We start from the raw sequence: 16,327 nt of genomic DNA, 5'->3' as shown, positions 1-16,327 counted from the left end.
TTGGCAAGCGTCGCGCGGCCCTATAGGTTCCGCGCGATTTCAACCGGACGAGTCCCGTCCGAAACCTCAAAGGAGCGTGTCATGTTCAAAGGGTCCTACGTTGCCCTGGTCACGCCGTTCAAGGACGGCGCGGTGGATTGGAACGCTCTGAAGAAACTCGTCGACTGGCATATCGGCGAAGGTACGCATGGCCTTGTCCCGGTCGGCACGACCGGCGAAAGCCCGACGCTTTCCCATGAGGAGCATGGCCAGGTCATCGAGGCGGTGGTGAAGGCCGCCGCCGGTCGCGTGCCGGTGATCGCGGGCGCCGGGTCGAACAACACCGCCGAGGGGATCGCGCTGATCCAGCATGCCGAACGCGCTGGCGCGGACGCGGCGCTGGTCGTGACGCCCTATTACAACAAGCCCACCCAGCGCGGGCTTTACGCGCATTTCAAGGCAGTCCATGACGCCTGCAATCTGCCGATCATCATCTACAATATCCCGCCGCGTTCGGTCATCGACATGACGCCCGAAACGATGGGGGAGCTTGCGAAACTGCCGCGCATCGTCGGCGTGAAGGACGCGACCGGCAAGATTGAGCGGGTGAGCCAGCAGCGCGCCACCTGCGGGGCCGATTTCATCCAGCTTTCGGGTGAGGATGCGACGGCGCTTGGCTTCAACGCCCATGGCGGCGTCGGCTGCATCAGCGTCACCGCGAACGTCGCCCCGAAACTCTGCGCCGAGTTCCAGCAGGCGACACTGTCGGGCGACTATGCCGCCGCGCTGGCCTATCAGGACCGGCTGATGCCGCTGCATGAGGCGATCTTTATCGAGCCGGGGCTGGCGGGGGCGAAATACGGCCTCTCGAAGCTTGGCCTTTGCTCGGATGAGGTGCGGTCGCCGCTGACGACGCTTCTGCCGGAAACCAAGGCAAAGATCGACGCGGCCATGCGTCATGCCGGTCTGGTGAACTGACCCGCGCCACGGGTGTGCCGATCCGGGCCGCGCCCGTGGCGCTTCGCGAATTCGCGCCATTGCGACAGACTCGCGCCTTGCCTCGCGCAGAGCGGTGCCTGTATGGGTCAGGGAACGCCCCCGATGTGAACCCAGCGGCCCGGAGACATGCGCCAGAACAGACTTGGCTTCCTTGACCGGCTTTTCCTGCGCCGGTCCTTGCGCGGCTGGCGCGGGGCGGCGGCGGGTGCGGAAGGCGCCGATCCGGCAGAGCTGCGCCAGCTTCGCACCGATGCCCGCGCCCTGCGCCGTGACCTCGACCGCGTGGTGCAGATCGCCGACACACGGCTTGCCGCGCCGGGCGGCCAAGGCGCCGCCATCCCCGCGCCCGAGATGTCGGACTGGAAATGGCGCCCCGATCCCTGGGCCGGGCCACTGGCCACTTCCGGCATAGCGCCGGTCGAAAACGGGGCGGCGGTCGGGCAGGACGTGAAGCTTTTCCACGATTGCAGGGTGCCGGAGCTTTCGCTGCGGCAGGTCCGCAACACGCGCGAAACCGACCTTGCGCCGCATGGCCTGCAACTTGACGTCTTCGACTTCGACGGCTCCTACCTGTCGCTTGTCACCGAACTGCCCGGCGCGGCCGCGCAAAGCCTGAAGGCGCGCCATATCCTGCGCGTCGCGGCGGTGGCGGAGCTTGAGCGCCCGCTTGAGGTCTATGTGCGGCTGAACCTGCGGCAGGGGCCAAATACCGAACAGATCGTTCGCGAACTGCCCCGTGACCGGGCCGATTGCTTCACGGAATTCGACCTCGCCTACAGCCATATCGAGGGCCGCAAGCTTGACCGCGCCTGGGTCGATCTGATCTTCGACAATCCCCGGATGAACCAGATCCAGTTGCGCGACCTCACCTTCAGCCGCCGCCCAAGGGCGGAGTTGTGAGGGGACGCATGACGAAAGCGGATATCAGTTTCGGCATCACCGCGGCGCGCCTCAGGGCCGGTCAGTGGCAGGGCGAGCTGCACCGCACCAGCGCCGAGACGCCAGCGTTTGACCTTTACCTTGGCGCCGAGCGGATCGGCCCGGTCGAGGTCGCGCGCGGCCCCGCGCGCGATACCTGGCATCTGTCGGTCGCGGTCCCGGCGGGGCTTTTGTCGGACGGGGTGCAGACCTTCCTGATCCGTGACACGGAAGACGGCGAAACGCTGGCCCATTTCACCATCGTCGCGGGCGAGGCGGCAGATGCCGACATGCGGGCAGAGCTTGACCTGATGCGCGCCGAACTCGACATGCTGAAAAAAGCCTTCCGGCGCTACTGCGCGGCAAAGGATCATTAGGCGGCCCGCCCCCGTGACGTGGCGTCCGGCGTGACCTTGGCCCCCGCCCGTGCAAGCATCGGGCAACCTTTGGGGGGACTGCCCGTGACCGACTTTCCAAACCTTCTCAAACCGCTCGACCTTGGGCATGTGACGCTGCCGAACCGCGTCCTCATGGGGTCGATGCACACCAACCTTGAGGAGACGAAGGACTGGAACCGCGTGGCGGAGTTTTACGCCGAACGCGCGCGCGGCGGGGTCGGCCTGATGGTGACGGGCGGCATGGCGCCAAACCGCGAAGGTGGCGTCTTTCCCGGTGCCTCGGGACTTTTCACGGCCGAGGATATCGCCCACCAGCGGATCGTGACCGACCGCGTCCATGAGGCCGGCGGGCGGATCGCGATGCAGATCCTGCATGCCGGGCGTTACGCCTATGGCCCCGATTGCGTCGCCCCCTCGCCCATCAAGTCGCCAATCTCCCCCTTTCCGCCGAAGGAACTGGACGAAGAGGGCATCGAAAAGCAGATCGCCGACATCGCCACCGCCGCCGCGCGGGCGCGCGAGGCGGGCTATGACGGCGTTGAGGTGATGGGGTCCGAGGGCTATCTTCTCAACGAATTCCTTGTCGCCCATACCAACAAGCGCACCGACCGATGGGGCGGCAGCGCCGAGAACCGGATGCGCCTGCCGGTGGAGGTGATGCGGCGGGTGCGCGCCGCGGTGGGCCGCGATTTCATCGTGATCTACCGCATCTCGCTTCTCGACCTCGTGCCGGAGGGGCAAAGCTGGGATGAGGTGGTGATGCTTGCGAAGCGGATCGAGGCGGCGGGCGCGTCGATCCTGAACACCGGCATCGGCTGGCATGAGGCGCGCATCCCGACCATCGCCACCTCGGTCCCCCGGCGGGCGTTTTCCTGGGTGACGAAGAAGCTGATGGGGGAGGTTGCGATCCCCATCGTCACCTCGAACCGGATCAATACGCCCGCCGTGGCCGAGGCGGTTCTGGCCGAGGGCTGCGCCGACATGGTGTCGATGGCGCGCCCCTTCCTTGCCGACCCGGATTTCGTGCGCAAGGCGGCCGCAGGGCAGGCCGACCAGATCGCGCCCTGTATTGCCTGCAATCAGGCCTGCCTTGATCACACTTTCGCTGGCAAGATTTCCACCTGTCTCGTCAATCCCCGCGCCGCGCATGAGACGGAGCTGGTGCTGACGCCCGTGAAGGCCGCGAAACGGATTGCCGTCGTGGGGGCCGGACCGGCGGGTCTGTCGGCGGCGCTGGCCCTTGACACGCGCGGGCATGAGGTGACGCTTTTCGAACGCGGGGCAGAGATTGGCGGGCAGTTGAACCTGGCCAAACAGGTGCCGGGGAAAGAGGAATTCCACGGCCTCGTCGCCTGGTTCCGCACGATGGTGGCGCAAAGCGGCATCACCCTGCAGCTGGGAACGGAGTCGACGGCCGAGGCGCTGGAGGGCTTCGACGAGGTGGTGATCGCCACCGGCGTCCGGCCGCGCGATCCGGGCATTCCGGGGCAGGACGGCGCCAATGTGCGCTCTTACATCGAGGTGCTGAGGGGCGCCGAGGTCGGCGGCCGGGTCGCCATCGTCGGCGCGGGCGGGATCGGCTTTGACGTTGCCGAATACCTGACGCAGGCCGGGGAAAGCCCGACGCTCAATCTGGACGACTGGTTGCGGGAATGGGGCGTCGCCGATCCCGAAATTCTGCGCGGCGGCCTTGGTACGCCCGCGCCCGAGGCGCCCGCGCGCGCCGTCACGCTGCTTCAGCGCAAGGCCGAAAAGCCGGGGCGGCGGCTGGGCAAGACGACGGGCTGGATCCACCGCGCAACGCTGGCGGCCAAGGGGGTGCGCATGGTCGGCGGGGTGAATTACGAACGGATCGATTCGGAGGGGCTGCACCTGTCGAAAGGGCCGGAGCGTGCGGAGCCGCAGGTTTTGCCGGTGGATACGGTCGTTCTATGCGCCGGGCAGATCAGCGAGCGGACACTGGCCGATGCGCTGGCGAAGCGTGGCCGCACCGTGCATGTCATTGGCGGCGCCGATGTCGCGGCAGAGCTGGATGCAAAGCGCGCCATCGACCAGGGGACCCGCCTCGCCGCCCGCATATGATCGTTTCTTTGTTGTCCGCTCGGACCCGATCCACCACATTTCGTCACCTTCGTTCGCGATAAATACCCAAGTCTTGTCCGCCAAGCTCCGCAATATTGCCCGATTTGGACGTGATACCGGACCACGGCGGGCAATGTATTTGACGGGTGCACAATGGACCGACTGACGGAAATGGAGGCTTTCGCCACCGTCGTAGACCAGGGGGGGTTTACGGACGCGGCGAAAAAGATGGGGATTTCGAAATCCGCTGTCTCGAAACATGTATCTTCTCTTGAAGCGCGTCTTGGGGCGCGGCTTCTGAACCGGACGACGCGCCGCGTATCGCCGACCGAGATCGGTCTGGCCTATTACGACCGCGCCCGCCGGGTTCTGAACGACGCGGGAGAGGCCGACGCGCTTGTCACCTCGATGCAATCGGCGCCCTCGGGCCTGTTGCGCATCTCGGTGGCGACGGATTTCGGCGTGAACCTGCTGTCGCCGATCCTTGGGGACTTCCTGCTGGAATATCCCGACATCACCGTGAACATGGTGCTGAACAACCGCTATGTCGAGCTGATCTCGGAAGGGTTCGACATGGCCATCCGGGTGGGGGAGCTGGAAGATTCCACCCTCCGCGCCCGCAAGCTGACGGAAACCGCGAAGCGCATGGTGGGCTCGCCCTCTTACTTCGCGAAGTACGGACAGCCCGCGAAGATCGACGACCTGAACGAACACAAGCTGCTGCATTATTCGAATCAGGCCTCGGGCAACGTCTGGAAGATCACCGCCCCCTCGGGTGAAAAGCGTCAGGTCCGCACCGCCGGCTGGCTGACGGTGAACGATGGCCAGTCGCTTCTCAATGCCGCGATCTCGGGTCTTGGCATCGCCTACCTGCCGTCCTTCCTCTACGCGGATGCGATGAAACAGGGTCTGGTCGTGGATGCGATCCCCGATCTGCCGGTCGAATCGCTGGGCATCTACGCCGTCTACCCGCCGGGCCGCTTCACGCAGCCCAAGGTGCGCGCCTTCATCGACTTCCTGGCGCAAGCTTTTGCCGAACGCGGTCCGGACCGCTGGTAAGCACACAGATTGGGTGACGGTAAGGGCCGACGGCCCGCCGCTTAACGGGTCGAGGTGATCATCGCCTCGACCCGTCTGTTTTGCGCCCGCCCCTCTTCGGTGAGGTTCGAGGCAAGCGGGCTGAGGTAACCGACCCCGTCGGCCGAAAGCTGGCCGCGCGGCACGCCGTAGACGGAGACGAGGCGGTCCAGCACCGCCGTCGCGCGCGCGCGGGACAAGGCGACGTTCCCGGCCAAGGAACCCTCGGCATCGGTATGGCCGACCAGCGCGATCTTCTGGTCGGGATGGGCCTTAAGCCAGTCGGCAAGATCGCCGAGCGAGGCAAAGGGACCCTCGCCCAGTTTCGTGGTGCCGCTGGCGAAGATCAGATCGCCCAGCACAACCTTGCCCGATGCGACAAGCTGATCGGACAGCGCGCCATCGCTGGGCGGGGTGACGCGCGGTTCGAACCGGGCGGCGGCGATGGGCAGCGGCGCGCCCAGCGCCTTGCCGACGCGGGTCATCTGGACATAGGCGCTGTCGGTCGTGCGGCTGACGATCAGCGTGACGTAATCGGCGGCGTCACCTTCACCCCGGCGGGCGGAAAGGACGCGGAAATCGCCAAGGTCGATATGCATCCGCGGTTCGGGCAGAACGTCGATGGCAAAGCGGAAATCGAAACCGCCGCAGGCGTCGGTGTCGCAGGAAAAGACGGTCTGGAACCCCTCGGCCTCCAACTGCCCGCGCAGGGCGGCGATGAGGGCCAGCGTCGGCTCGCGGTTTTCGGTGATGCGCCAGGCGGTGCGCGAAATCTCCCCCTCGACATGCAGCTTGTCGATCTTGCCATCCGCCCAGGGGCCGACCGGCACGTCATAGCTGCCAAGGCTGCGGGCATCCTCGACCGTGCGGGTGGCGGAGGGGGGCAGCGAGAGGGTCGGCGCCGCCGCCAGGGGCGAAGCGCAGGCCACCATGGCGATGAGGGCCGCGCGGATCATCGGTGCGCGCCGTGATAGTCTGGGTTCGGCTCCATCCCGCTGGCCGAGGCGACGCGGTTGGTCATGTTGAAGAACCCGGTGACCGAGGCGATGTCCCAGATGTCGCGATCCGAGAACCCGGCATCGCGCAGCGCCTGCCGGTCCGCTTCTTCGATCTTCGATGACGCCACCGTCAGCTTTTCGGCGAACTCCAGCATCGCGCGCTGCTTCGCCGTCAGGGTGGCGACGCGCCAGTTCATCACGATCGCCTCGCCCAGAACCGGGTCGCCGGAGAGTTCGCGTACCGCCGCGCCATGGGCGACCTGACAATACCAGCAGCGGTTGATCGACGAAACGCAGACCGCGATCATCTCGCGTTCAAGCTTTGTCAGCCCGCTTTCGGCCAGCATCAGGTCGTTATACATCGCGCTGAACGCATTCAGCTTGGCGATGTCGAAGGCATAGGCTTTCAGGACATTGGGGATGAGGCCCAGCTTTTCGGCGCACACGTCGAAATACTTCCGGGTCGCCTCGGGAAGCGGGTCGACCATGGGCAGGTCAAGCGCCGTCGGCCTTTGCGTGTCTTCTGTCACTGCTCCCCATGCCTCTTGGGGTTATCTTGAGCGGTAGTGATAGTTTTCCACAATCCGCATCCCGAGGGAAGCGTAGAGAGCGTTCGCCGCCTCATTAGCCTTTGTAACCGCTAGAAAAAGCTCTGTCGCGCCGTGATCTTGCGCCCAGATCGCGGCCTTCCGCATCATGTTGACGGCGGAACCTTGCCGACGCATCGCCGGAGAGACGTGCAGCGCGTGCAGCATGGCGCGGTTTTCCACAACCGCGACGAAGGCGACGCCGGACATCCGGTCGGGGACGCGGCCCATGATCGCCGTCTTCGGCCCCGCGACACGGTCCATCACCGCCAGACGCGCGGGGCCGATGCCGCCCTCGGCCCAGACGACGCGCATGATTTCAAACGGCGGCCAGACGGTGAAGGCGGTCAGGGGGCCGGGTTCCGGCGCGGCCAGCACCGCCGTGGCGGCGGCATAGATCACCACCGGGTCCTTGACCCGGTAGCCGCGCGCGGCCAGCGCGTCGTCCAGCGCCTGCTGCCCGCCAAGGACCATGAAAAGATTGGTCTGCCCAAGCGCGTCCTGCGCGGCCTCGGCCGCCTCAATGTCGCCCGCCCCGAACGGCCCCTCGACCGTCGCGGCCGAGACGCGGCTGCCGCCGCCCCGCCCCTCGCGGATCGTGAAGGCCCCGGCGCGCGACAAGGCGGCGGCGGGCCAGGTGGCGTCGAGAAGGGACAGGATCGCGTTCATTCGGCCCCGGCCATCGCCGCCAGCCTTGCCATCGCGGCGTCCAGACGCCCCGCATCGGTGCCGCGCACGACGATATTGGTGCCGTATGCGCCGTTCTGGATGAAGGGGTAGGAGCCGAAGCTGAGGTCGTCGAATTCCGCCGCCAGCGCCGCCAGCGGTTTGGCGACCGAGCCTTCGCCCCGCTCGATCCTCAGCGTTTGCGACAAAAGCGGCCGCCCGCCCGTCAGCCGCGGCAAAAGCGAGGCGACCATCGCCTGAAAGATGTTCGGCACGCCCGCCATGACATGCACGTTTTCCAGCGAGAAGCCCGGCGCGGTGGAAATCGGGTTGTCGATCAGGACCGCCCCTTCGGGAATGCGCGCCATGCGCATCCGCGCCTCGTTGAACTCAAGCCCGCTGCGGTCGTAATGCCGCGCCAGAAGATCGCGCGCATCGTCGCGGACATGAAGGGGCTGGCCGAAGGCGGCGGCGACCGCGTCGGCGGTGATGTCGTCGTGGGTCGGCCCGATCCCGCCCGAGGTGAAGACGTGGTCATAGCGCGCCCGAAGCGCGTTCAGCGCAGCCACGATGGCGTCCTGCACGTCAGGCACGATCCGCGCCTCTTTCAGGTCGATACCCTTGGTCGCAAGCTCCCCCGCAAGGTAATGCATGTTCGCGTCGCGGGTGCGGCCCGAAAGGATTTCATCCCCGATGACGAGGATGGCAGCCGTGGGGTTGGACATGGGGTGGCCCTCCGTTCGTCCAAGCTATAGGCATGTGCGACGGCGCCGGAAAGCCCCGGTCTGGCCAAATCCGGCCAGCTTGACTATCTAGGCCGGGAAACTGTCAAAGGAGCATCCGGTGGATGACCCGCGTGGCCGTCTGACGAAAGACGGGATCAGGATATACGAGGCCGAGGATTTCGAGGGGATGCGCGTCGCCGGGCGGCTCGCGGCCGAGATCCTTGACGAGGTTGCGGCGCTGGTGGAACCGGGGGTGACGACCGGTGAGATCGACGCCTTCATCGAAGAGCGCGTGACCGCCGCCGGGGCGAAATCCGCGACGATCGGCTATCGCGGCTATCAGCATGCCTCCTGCATCAGTGTGAACCATGTGGTCTGCCACGGGATTCCGGGGCCGAAGACCCTTAAGGACGGCGATATCCTGAACATCGACGTGACGGTGATCGTCGACGGCTGGTATGGCGACACAAGCCGGATGTACGTCGCGGGCAGCATGAACCGCAAGGCAGAGCGTCTGGTGCAGGTGACCCATGACGCGCTGATGCTGGGGATCGAGGCGGTGAAGCCGGGCAACACTTTCGGCGACATCGGCCATGCGATCCAGTCCTATGTCGAGGCGCAGCGAATGAGCGTGGTGCGCGATTTCTGCGGCCACGGGCTTGGCCGGGTCTTCCATGCGCCGCCGAACGTCCTGCATTACGGCCGCGCGGGCGCGGGGCCGGTGCTGGAGGAAGGGATGTTCTTCACCATCGAGCCGATGGTGAACCTTGGCCGGCCCGAGACCAAGGTGCTGGCCGACGACTGGACCGCCGTGACGCGGGACAAGTCGCTTTCGGCGCAGTTCGAACATTCCATCGGCGTGACGGCGGAGGGGTGCGAGATCTTCACCCTGTCGCCCGCCGGGACGTTTCACCCGACGAAGTGATCGGCCCGCTTGCGCGGCCCGATCCGGGGGGCGCTGCCCCCCCAACCCCCGGAGTATTTGGACAACGAAGAAGGGGCTTAGAGTCCCAGGAGCGCCGGCAGGTCCGCCATACTGCGGAAGGGCGTCGCCTTGGCCGCTTGCAGCCCGGTCGCGTCGCTTGTTGCGGCGTAGCCGAAACACCGCATTCCGGCCGCCGCCGCCGCGCGGGCGCCGGTGGGGCTGTCCTCGATCACCACGCAGCCCGCAGGCGATACGCCCAGCGCCCTGGCGGCATGCAGATAAAGGTCCGGCGCGGGTTTCGGGCGGGCGACGTCATGGCGCGAGAAGACGCGGCCCCGGAGACGTCGGTAAAGGTCGGGGTGCTGGCCAAGCGTGATCGCCATCTTCCGGTGCGGGCCGTTCGAGCCCACCGCATAGGGAATGCCCGCCGCATCGAGCGCGTCGAAGACGGCGGTGATACCGGGGATGAGCGGCGTGTCACGGGCCAGCCGTTCGAACATCTCCTCATAGATGTCATCGACCCAGCTTTCGGGCAGGTCGGCGCCGAGGCGGCGTGCCTCTTCGGCCACGCTGTTCATGGTGCCGCCAAGGAACATGCCGTGGATGTCCCCGACCTTGATCACAAGGCCGTGGCGGGCGAGGCTGGCGGCGATGATCTCATCGGTGATCGGCTCACTATCGACGATGACCCCGTCGCAATCGAACAGCACGGCGGAAGGTGTCATGGGGCAACTTTCAGGATGGTGACGAAGGTTTCGCCATAGCGGCGCTGGTCGCAGGCGGCAAAGCCCGCGGGCGGGGTAAGGGCCGCGCCCTCTTCCCAGACGATCAGGGTTTCGGGCGCGATCCAGCCGCCCTCATCCAGCGAGGCCAGCGCGCGTTCGCCAAGGCCCTTGCCATAGGGCGGGTCGAGGAACACCAGATCGTAGGGCTGGCCCCGGTTCGGTCCCATCCGCGTGGCGTCGCGGCGCCAGACATCGGTGACGCCCATCGCCTGCATCTTTTCGATATTCTGGCGCAGCAGGGCGCGCGCCGTGGTGCCGTCATCGACAAAAGCCACCCGCGCCGCGCCGCGCGACAGCGCCTCAAGCCCAAGCGCGCCCGACCCGGCGAAAAGGTCAAGGACGCGGGCGCCGTCGACCGGATTGCCATAGGGGCCGTTCATCAGGAGGTTGAAGATCGCCTCGCGCACCCGGTCCGAGGTCGGGCGCAGATGGGCGGCGGGATCGCCCGCGCCAACCTCGGCCAGTTTCAGCCCGCGCCTTGCGCCGCCGACGATTCTCATGCCTTCAGAAGCGGCTTGAGATCGGCGGCAGGGTCCGCGATCAGCGCCGGGTCGGGGGATTTCCCGGCCTCGATCAGGCGCTTGCCGATCATGTAGGCGCGGGCGTCGTTCATGGCGTCAAGCGCCAGAAGCGTGTCGCCCCGGTAATACCAGAAGCTGATCGCGCCGCCGTCGCCCGGACGGGTCACGATGCGGTCGTAGCCGGTGTTCAGCCCGGCGATCTGAAGCTTGGTGTCGTATTGATCGGACCAGAACCAGGGCTTGGCGACATAGGGCGTCTCCGCGCCCAGCATGTTAGCTGCCACCACCTCGGCCTGGTCGATGGCATTGCCGACGCTTTCCAACCGGATGCGCCCCCCGTCATGCGGGAAAGAGGCGCAATCCCCGGCGGCCCAGATCTGCGGGTCGGAGGTGCGACCATGGGCATCGGTGCGGATGCCGTTCTCGATCTCAAGCCCGGCCTCTTCGGCCAGAAGCGTGCAGGGCGTGATGCCGACCCCGACGATGGCGAAATCGACGTCGATCCCGCGCCCGTCGGAGAGCGTCGCGCCGCTGACATGGCCCTCGCCGGTCAGGCGGTCGAGGCCGGTGTTTTCCAGGATCGTGACACCATGATCGGCGTGCAGCTTGCGGAAATAGTCCGAGGTTTCGGGGGCGGCGACCCGTTGCAGGATGCGCGGGGCCATCTCGATCACCGTCACCTGAAGGCCAAGCTTGGCGCCGACCGCCGCTGCCTCAAGCCCGATATAGCCGCCGCCGACGATCAAAAGCCTGCGGCCCGGCCGGAACTCTGCCGCCATCGCATCGACATCGGCCAGCGTGCGCACGGTATAGACGCCCGGCAGCTCCCCGCCGATGGCGGCAGGCAGGCGGCGCGGGCGCGATCCCGTGGTCAGTGCAAGCTGGTCATAGGCGATGCTTTCCCCGCCGACGCGAACGGTCCTTGCGCTGCGGTCGATGGCGGTGACGGGGGCGCCGAGCTTCAGGGTGACGTTCTGTTCCTCCCAGAAGGCGGGCGCGCGGAGATAGAGCCGTTCAAGCTCCATCTCGCCCAGCAGGTAGCCCTTGGACAGCGGCGGGCGCTGATAGGGCGGCGCGGGTTCCTCACCGATCATGGTGATGGTCCCGTCATGCCCCGATGCGCGAAGTTTCGCCGCCAGAGAGGCCCCGGCCTGCCCCGCCCCGATGATAACGATTGCCGACATGTCGTTCCCCCTCTGGAAGCCGCCGCGGCGGAGGCTATATCGGCATAAGACGGAATTGCAACGCGCGAAGGAGAATTCATGCCGATAACCGTTGGTGACACGCTGCCCGCCTCCACCCTTTTGAAAATGGGGGAAAACGGGGCCGAACAGGTCGATCTGGGCGAACGTCTCAAGGGCCGCAAGGTGGTGATCTTCGGGCTGCCGGGGGCCTTTACAGGGGTCTGTTCCACCGCCCATGTTCCCAGCTTCATCCGAACCAAGCCCGGCTTCGACGCCAAGGGCGTGGATGAGATCATCTGTATTTCGGTCAACGATCCCTTCGTCATCAAGGCCTGGACCGATGCGACCGGGGCCGAGGCGGCGGGGCTGACGACACTGGCCGATGCGGAAAGCGCCTTTACCACGGCGATCGGGATGAACTTCAACGCGCCGCCGGTGGGGTTCGTGAACCGTTCGAAGCGCTATTCGCTTTATGCCGAGGACGGGGTGGTGAAGGCGATCAACCTCGAAGAAACGCCCGGCGCTTGTGAAATTTCGGCAGGCGAGACGCTGCTGGCGCAGATCTGAACGTCAGGGGCGCTGCGGCGCCCCTTTTCACGCCGCTTGCTCGTCCGCGCCGGATTGCTGGATCAGCGTCCGGGTCGGGAAGGGAATGTCGATCCCGTCGGCACCGAAACGGTCCATCACCACCCGCTTCAGATCGCAGGTCACGTCCCACCAGTCGGCCCGGTCGACCCAGACGCGAAGGGTGAAATCGACCGAGCTGTCGCCAAGATTGGTCACCTTCACGAAAGGCGCGGGATCGGCGTGGATGCGGGTATCGGCGGCGATGATGTCATTCAGCACCCGGTCCACCTTCTTCAGATCGCTGTCGTAAGAGACACCGAAGGTCAGATCGACCCGCCGCGTCGGGTTGACGGAGTAATTCGTGATCGCCGATGACCAGATCTGCCCGTTCGGGATGATCACCTGCACATTGTCCGGCGTCGCGAATTCGGTGAAGAAAAGCGACACCTCGCGCACCGTGCCGGATTGCCCGGCCACATCGACGAAATCGCCCGCACGGAAGGGGCGGAACAGGATCAGCATCACCCCGGCCGCAAGGTTCGACAGCGTCCCTTGCAGCGCCAGCCCGATGGCCAACCCCGCCGCGCCGATCAGCGCGACGAGCGAGGTGGTCTGGATGCCGAAACGGTTGAGAACGAAGATCGCCGCGACCGTCAGGACGGCATATTTCGCAAGGCTTCCCAGAAAGCCGAACAGCGTGGCGTCCATGCGGGGATGGTTGGCGCTGAACCGCAGGATGCGGCGACGGACCCAGCCAGCGACGATCAGCGCCACGATGATGATGACGATCGCGTAAAGGACGTTCATCGCAAGGCCCAGGGCATAGTCGATCCGGTCCTGCGTCATCCAGCTGTCGATTGTCGTCCAGTTCATTCCACGTCTCTCCGTTCCGGTCTTGTCTGCGGGTACAGGTTTCCCGGCGGGTCACCGGGGGATGCCCGTGGGACAAGCGTCAAACCAGTCGTTCGGTTCCGAAAAAAGTCAGGCCTCAGGCGCCTTTGGCGTGGATCTTGCACAGGCAGACGACCGGCTCGCCATGGTCGCGCTGTACCTCTGCCCCCGGCGCCAGCGCGTCAAGGCGCTTGGCCAGCGTGACATCCAGCGCGCTCAGACCGTCGCAGTCATGGGTGGTCAGGGTCACGTCCACGACGTTGTAGACATTGCTCCATTCCGGGTGGTGGTTCAGCTTTTCCGCCTGCAAGGCGGCCCGGTTCATGAATCCCCAGGCTTCGGAAAAGTTCTTGAACTTCCATATCTTGCGGATCGCGTCCCGGTCCGGCACGGCGGCCCAGCCATTGTCGCCCAGCGCGGGCAGCGCCGCATCCCTTTCGGCTTCGCTCAGAAGATCGGCCATGATGTTCCTCCCTTGTCGCGGCAAGTGTCGCAGCGAAGCGGCCCGGTTTCAATCGCCGTCAGGGCCGGGGCCACCGCCCCGGTCGATCCTGCGAAAGGGGCCGAAATCCACCAGCGCCTCGATATCTTCGGCGACCGCCGCGCGTTCCTCATCCAGATAACGCGCGACGGCCTTGCGGAACCCCGGATCGGCGATCCAGTGGAGCGAGTGGGTGGCGACAGGCAGATAGCCGCGCGACAGCTTGTGGTCGCCCTGCGCCCCGGCCTCCACCCGCGCAAGGCCGTGGGCGATCGCGTAGTCGATGGCCTGATAGTAGCAGCATTCGAAATGCAGGCAGGGGTGATCCTCCACCGCGCCCCAGTAGCGGCCGAACAGCGTATCGCGGCCGATGAAGTTCAGCGCACCCGCGACGGGCCTGCCATCGCGTTCCGCCAGCACCAGAAGGATATCGTCGCGCATCCCCTCATGGACCGCGTCGAAGAAGGCGCGGGTCAGGTAGGGGCGGCCCCATTTGCGGCTGCCGGTGTCCTGATAGAAGGTCCAGAAGGCGTCCCAATGGCCGGGCCGGATCGCGTCGCCGGTCAACATGCGGATCGTGCCGCCAAACTGCACGGCGGTTTGCCTTTCCTTGCGGATCGCCTTGCGCTTGCGCGAGGCGAGATCGGCGAGGAAGGCATCGAAATCGGCGTAGGCGCGGTTTTCCCAGTGATATTGATGGGTGGTGCGGCGCAGAAGGCCCATTTCCTCGCCCGCCTCGGCCTCTTCCCTTGTGCGGAAGGTGATATGGGCCGAGGAAAGGCGGTTTTCCGCCCCGATCCGCACCATGGCCTGGGTCAGCGCGGCGCGGCCCGTATCCTCCCACCCCGGCCGGGTCAGGAAACGCCGCCCGGTCGCAGGGGTGAAGGGAACGGCGGATTGCAGTTTGGGGTAATAGCGCCCGCCCGCGCGCTCATAAGCGTCGCCCCAGGCGTGGTCGAAAATGTACTCGCCCTGGCTGTGGGACTTGGCGTAAAGCGGCATGACCGCGATCACATCCTCCCCTGCCCGCGCGACAAGATGATGGGGCTGCCAGCCGCTTTGCCCACCGACGGAGCCAGAGGTTTCAAGCGCCCGCAGGAAGCGGTGCGTGGTGAAGGGATCGACCGGGCGACCCGCGGCGGCCTCCGGGCAGGCGCAGGCATCCCAGGCGGCGGGGGCGATGCCGCCCAGCCCGTCCAGCACGGTGATGGAAATCTGCGTCTCGGTCACGTCGGGGTCCTGTCCGGCACCGAAGTGGCCATGTCTCCCCGGCAAGGTCAAGCGGGCGCGGCGGCCCGGTAGCCCTCGAAGGTCACGTTTTCGGCAACCCGGCGCGCCGCGGCATCCGCTTCGGGCGAGCGGGTCGTCCAGGTCAGCACCCGCGCGCCGCTGGCCTTCAGCTCCGCCACGCGCGGGCGGTCCAGATCGGCCGCCTCATGCGAGATGAAGCTGGCACCGACCGCGTCGTAATCCGGGATGGCGCGCAGCCGGTCGCGGGTCGCGGCGGGGATCAACGGCCAGTCCTCGGCCCGGTATGAGGACGTGGTGATCCCGCGCGGGCGGTCCGGCGCGGCAACGGCCAGTGCCGCGACCGAATGCGGGTTGAAGGACATCAGCGCGACCGGCCCGTCATAGTCGCGAAGCAGCCCCGCCACGCGGCGTTCCAGCGCGCCCACACCCGGCCCCATGGCGCCGTCCTGATCCTTGATCTCGATCAGCAGCGGCACACGCCCCCCGACCAGCGCCAGCATGTCGGCCAGCGTCGGGATCGTGTCCGTCCCGCCGGTCAGCGTCAGCTGCGACAGCTCTGCCACCGACCGCCCCGCGATCCGGCCGCCCTGCCCGGTCAGGCGGCGCAGGTCGTAATCGTGGAACACCATGGGCGTGCCGTCGGCGGCAGGCTGAATGTCGCATTCAATGCCATAGCCCGCCTCGATTGCCGCCTTGAAGGCTGCGGGCGAATTCTCGATCCGCCCCGCGGCGCGGTCGTGAAAGCCGCGATGGGCAATCGGCGCGGTCAGGAACGCCTGCGGCAGGGGGACGGGTGTCGCCATGGTCACTTCACCTCGAAGATCGCCTCGATCTCCACCGCGACGCCAAGGGGCAGCGCGGGGGCGGAAACGGCGGCGCGGGCGTGGCGCCCGGCCTCGCCAAAAACCTCGACCATCAGGTCAGAGCAGCCGTTGATGACCTTGGGCTGGTCGGTGAAATCGGGGGTGGAATTGACAAAGCCGGTCAGCTTGACCACCCGCGCGATGCGGTCCAGATCGCCCCCCAGCGCGGCCTTCGCCTGCGCGATCAGGCTTAGCCCGCAGCGCCGCGCGGCCTCCGCCCCCGCAGGCACGTCCATGTCGGCGCCCAGCTTGCCCTTGATAAGCCCGCCCTCCCCCTGGCTGATCTGGCCCGAGACGAAGATCAGGTTATCGCTTTGCACGAAGGGAACGTAATTGGCCGCAGGCGCGGGCGCGTCCGGCAGGGTGAGCCCGAGTTCCTTAAGGCGTGCGTCGATCGTTCCGGCCATGATGTTCCTCCCTTGGGCAGTTA

At 66.5% G+C, this 16,327-nt stretch carries 19 protein-coding genes; 7 read left to right on the top strand and 12 right to left on the bottom strand.

The window, feature by feature from the left end; translation table 11 throughout:
- Nucleotides 1–81 precede the first annotated feature (81 nt).
- The 5 genes from dapA (at nucleotide 82) to LX70_RS15045 (ending at nucleotide 5,435) form a co-directional block, all read left to right on the top strand.
- The gene (dapA, locus tag LX70_RS15065; protein WP_105515626.1) at nucleotides 82–957 is read left to right on the top strand and encodes a 4-hydroxy-tetrahydrodipicolinate synthase; all 876 of its coding nucleotides are present in this window, start codon (nucleotides 82–84) and stop codon (nucleotides 955–957) included.
- Between the two features lie 147 nt (nucleotides 958–1,104).
- The gene (locus LX70_RS15060; protein WP_105515625.1) at nucleotides 1,105–1,878 is read left to right on the top strand and encodes a DUF6478 family protein; all 774 of its coding nucleotides are present in this window, start codon (nucleotides 1,105–1,107) and stop codon (nucleotides 1,876–1,878) included.
- An 8-nt stretch (nucleotides 1,879–1,886) separates the two neighbouring features.
- A complete protein-coding gene (locus tag LX70_RS15055) occupies nucleotides 1,887–2,273 on the top strand; it encodes a hypothetical protein (protein WP_105515624.1) in 387 nt (128 codons plus the stop codon).
- A gap of 84 nt (nucleotides 2,274–2,357) precedes the next feature.
- Nucleotides 2,358–4,376 carry an NADPH-dependent 2,4-dienoyl-CoA reductase gene (locus LX70_RS15050; RefSeq protein ID WP_105515623.1) on the top strand — a complete coding sequence of 673 codons (2,019 nt, stop codon included), beginning with the start codon at nucleotides 2,358–2,360 and terminating at the stop codon, nucleotides 4,374–4,376.
- A 153-nt stretch (nucleotides 4,377–4,529) separates the two neighbouring features.
- Nucleotides 4,530–5,435, top strand: a complete 906-nt coding sequence (locus tag LX70_RS15045) for a LysR family transcriptional regulator (RefSeq protein ID WP_105515622.1) — start codon at nucleotides 4,530–4,532, stop codon at nucleotides 5,433–5,435.
- 41 nt (nucleotides 5,436–5,476) lie between these two features.
- On the opposite strand, the gene LX70_RS15040 is transcribed toward LX70_RS15045, so the two are convergent.
- The 4 genes from LX70_RS15040 to LX70_RS15025 are packed head-to-tail and all read right to left on the bottom strand — an operon-like array spanning nucleotide 5,477 to nucleotide 8,429.
- Entirely contained in the window at nucleotides 5,477–6,409 is a 933-nt protein-coding gene (locus LX70_RS15040) for an OmpA family protein (RefSeq protein WP_105515621.1), read from the bottom strand.
- On the bottom strand, nucleotides 6,406–6,981 hold the full coding sequence (locus tag LX70_RS15035) for a peroxidase-related enzyme (RefSeq protein WP_105515620.1): 576 nt from the start codon (nucleotides 6,979–6,981) through the stop codon (nucleotides 6,406–6,408). Before LX70_RS15035 ends, LX70_RS15040 begins: the two co-directional genes overlap by 4 nt.
- Nucleotides 6,982–7,002: 21 nt before the next feature.
- Complete coding sequence (locus LX70_RS15030; protein ID WP_105515619.1) at nucleotides 7,003–7,707, bottom strand: GNAT family N-acetyltransferase; 705 nt, start codon at nucleotides 7,705–7,707, stop codon at nucleotides 7,003–7,005.
- Nucleotides 7,704–8,429: a competence/damage-inducible protein A gene (locus LX70_RS15025; protein WP_105515618.1), complete on the bottom strand. Its 726-nt coding sequence runs from the start codon at nucleotides 8,427–8,429 to the stop codon at nucleotides 7,704–7,706. Before LX70_RS15025 ends, LX70_RS15030 begins: the two co-directional genes overlap by 4 nt.
- Before the next feature lie 118 nt (nucleotides 8,430–8,547).
- Between LX70_RS15025 and map the strand changes: the two genes are divergently transcribed.
- Nucleotides 8,548–9,354 (top strand): type I methionyl aminopeptidase, encoded by an 807-nt coding sequence (gene map, locus LX70_RS15020; RefSeq protein WP_105515617.1) that lies wholly within the window; start codon nucleotides 8,548–8,550, stop codon nucleotides 9,352–9,354.
- Nucleotides 9,355–9,431: 77 nt separating this feature from the next.
- Here map and LX70_RS15015 read toward each other — a convergent pair whose 3' ends face one another.
- From LX70_RS15015 to LX70_RS15005, 3 genes are read right to left on the bottom strand one after another with little or no spacing between them, the layout of a single operon-like run.
- Nucleotides 9,432–10,079 (bottom strand): HAD family hydrolase, encoded by a 648-nt coding sequence (locus LX70_RS15015; RefSeq protein ID WP_105515616.1) that lies wholly within the window; start codon nucleotides 10,077–10,079, stop codon nucleotides 9,432–9,434.
- Nucleotides 10,076–10,639: a 16S rRNA (guanine(966)-N(2))-methyltransferase RsmD gene (rsmD, locus tag LX70_RS15010; protein WP_105515615.1), complete on the bottom strand. Its 564-nt coding sequence runs from the start codon at nucleotides 10,637–10,639 to the stop codon at nucleotides 10,076–10,078. Before rsmD ends, LX70_RS15015 begins: the two co-directional genes overlap by 4 nt.
- Complete coding sequence (locus LX70_RS15005; protein WP_105515614.1) at nucleotides 10,636–11,844, bottom strand: NAD(P)/FAD-dependent oxidoreductase; 1,209 nt, start codon at nucleotides 11,842–11,844, stop codon at nucleotides 10,636–10,638. The genes rsmD and LX70_RS15005 overlap by 4 nt, the downstream gene beginning before the upstream one ends.
- A gap of 78 nt (nucleotides 11,845–11,922) precedes the next feature.
- On the opposite strand from LX70_RS15005, the gene LX70_RS15000 reads away from it, so the two are divergent.
- On the top strand, nucleotides 11,923–12,411 hold the full coding sequence (locus LX70_RS15000; RefSeq protein WP_105515613.1) for a peroxiredoxin: 489 nt from the start codon (nucleotides 11,923–11,925) through the stop codon (nucleotides 12,409–12,411).
- A gap of 27 nt (nucleotides 12,412–12,438) precedes the next feature.
- Here LX70_RS15000 and LX70_RS14995 read toward each other — a convergent pair whose 3' ends face one another.
- The 5 genes from LX70_RS14995 to LX70_RS14975 form a co-directional block, all read right to left on the bottom strand.
- Complete coding sequence (locus tag LX70_RS14995) at nucleotides 12,439–13,284, bottom strand: mechanosensitive ion channel family protein (RefSeq protein WP_105515612.1); 846 nt, start codon at nucleotides 13,282–13,284, stop codon at nucleotides 12,439–12,441.
- Nucleotides 13,285–13,399: 115 nt separating this feature from the next.
- On the bottom strand, nucleotides 13,400–13,765 hold the full coding sequence (locus LX70_RS14990; protein ID WP_105515611.1) for a 4a-hydroxytetrahydrobiopterin dehydratase: 366 nt from the start codon (nucleotides 13,763–13,765) through the stop codon (nucleotides 13,400–13,402).
- Nucleotides 13,766–13,813: 48 nt separating this feature from the next.
- Nucleotides 13,814–15,013, bottom strand: a complete 1,200-nt coding sequence (locus LX70_RS14985) for a GNAT family N-acetyltransferase (protein WP_105515610.1) — start codon at nucleotides 15,011–15,013, stop codon at nucleotides 13,814–13,816.
- A gap of 47 nt (nucleotides 15,014–15,060) precedes the next feature.
- The gene (locus tag LX70_RS14980) at nucleotides 15,061–15,837 is read right to left on the bottom strand and encodes a glycerophosphodiester phosphodiesterase family protein (RefSeq protein WP_105515609.1); all 777 of its coding nucleotides are present in this window, start codon (nucleotides 15,835–15,837) and stop codon (nucleotides 15,061–15,063) included.
- Nucleotides 15,838–15,839: 2 nt separating this feature from the next.
- A complete protein-coding gene (locus LX70_RS14975; RefSeq protein WP_105515608.1) occupies nucleotides 15,840–16,304 on the bottom strand; it encodes a RidA family protein in 465 nt (154 codons plus the stop codon).
- Nucleotides 16,305–16,327: the final 23 nt, after the last annotated feature.

The organism is Albidovulum denitrificans, from assembly GCF_002973535.1.
Lineage (GTDB): Bacteria > Pseudomonadota > Alphaproteobacteria > Rhodobacterales > Rhodobacteraceae > Albidovulum > Albidovulum denitrificans.
The sequence above is the reverse complement of the archived record's forward strand: the minus strand, read 5'-3'. Positions and strand labels throughout refer to the sequence as shown.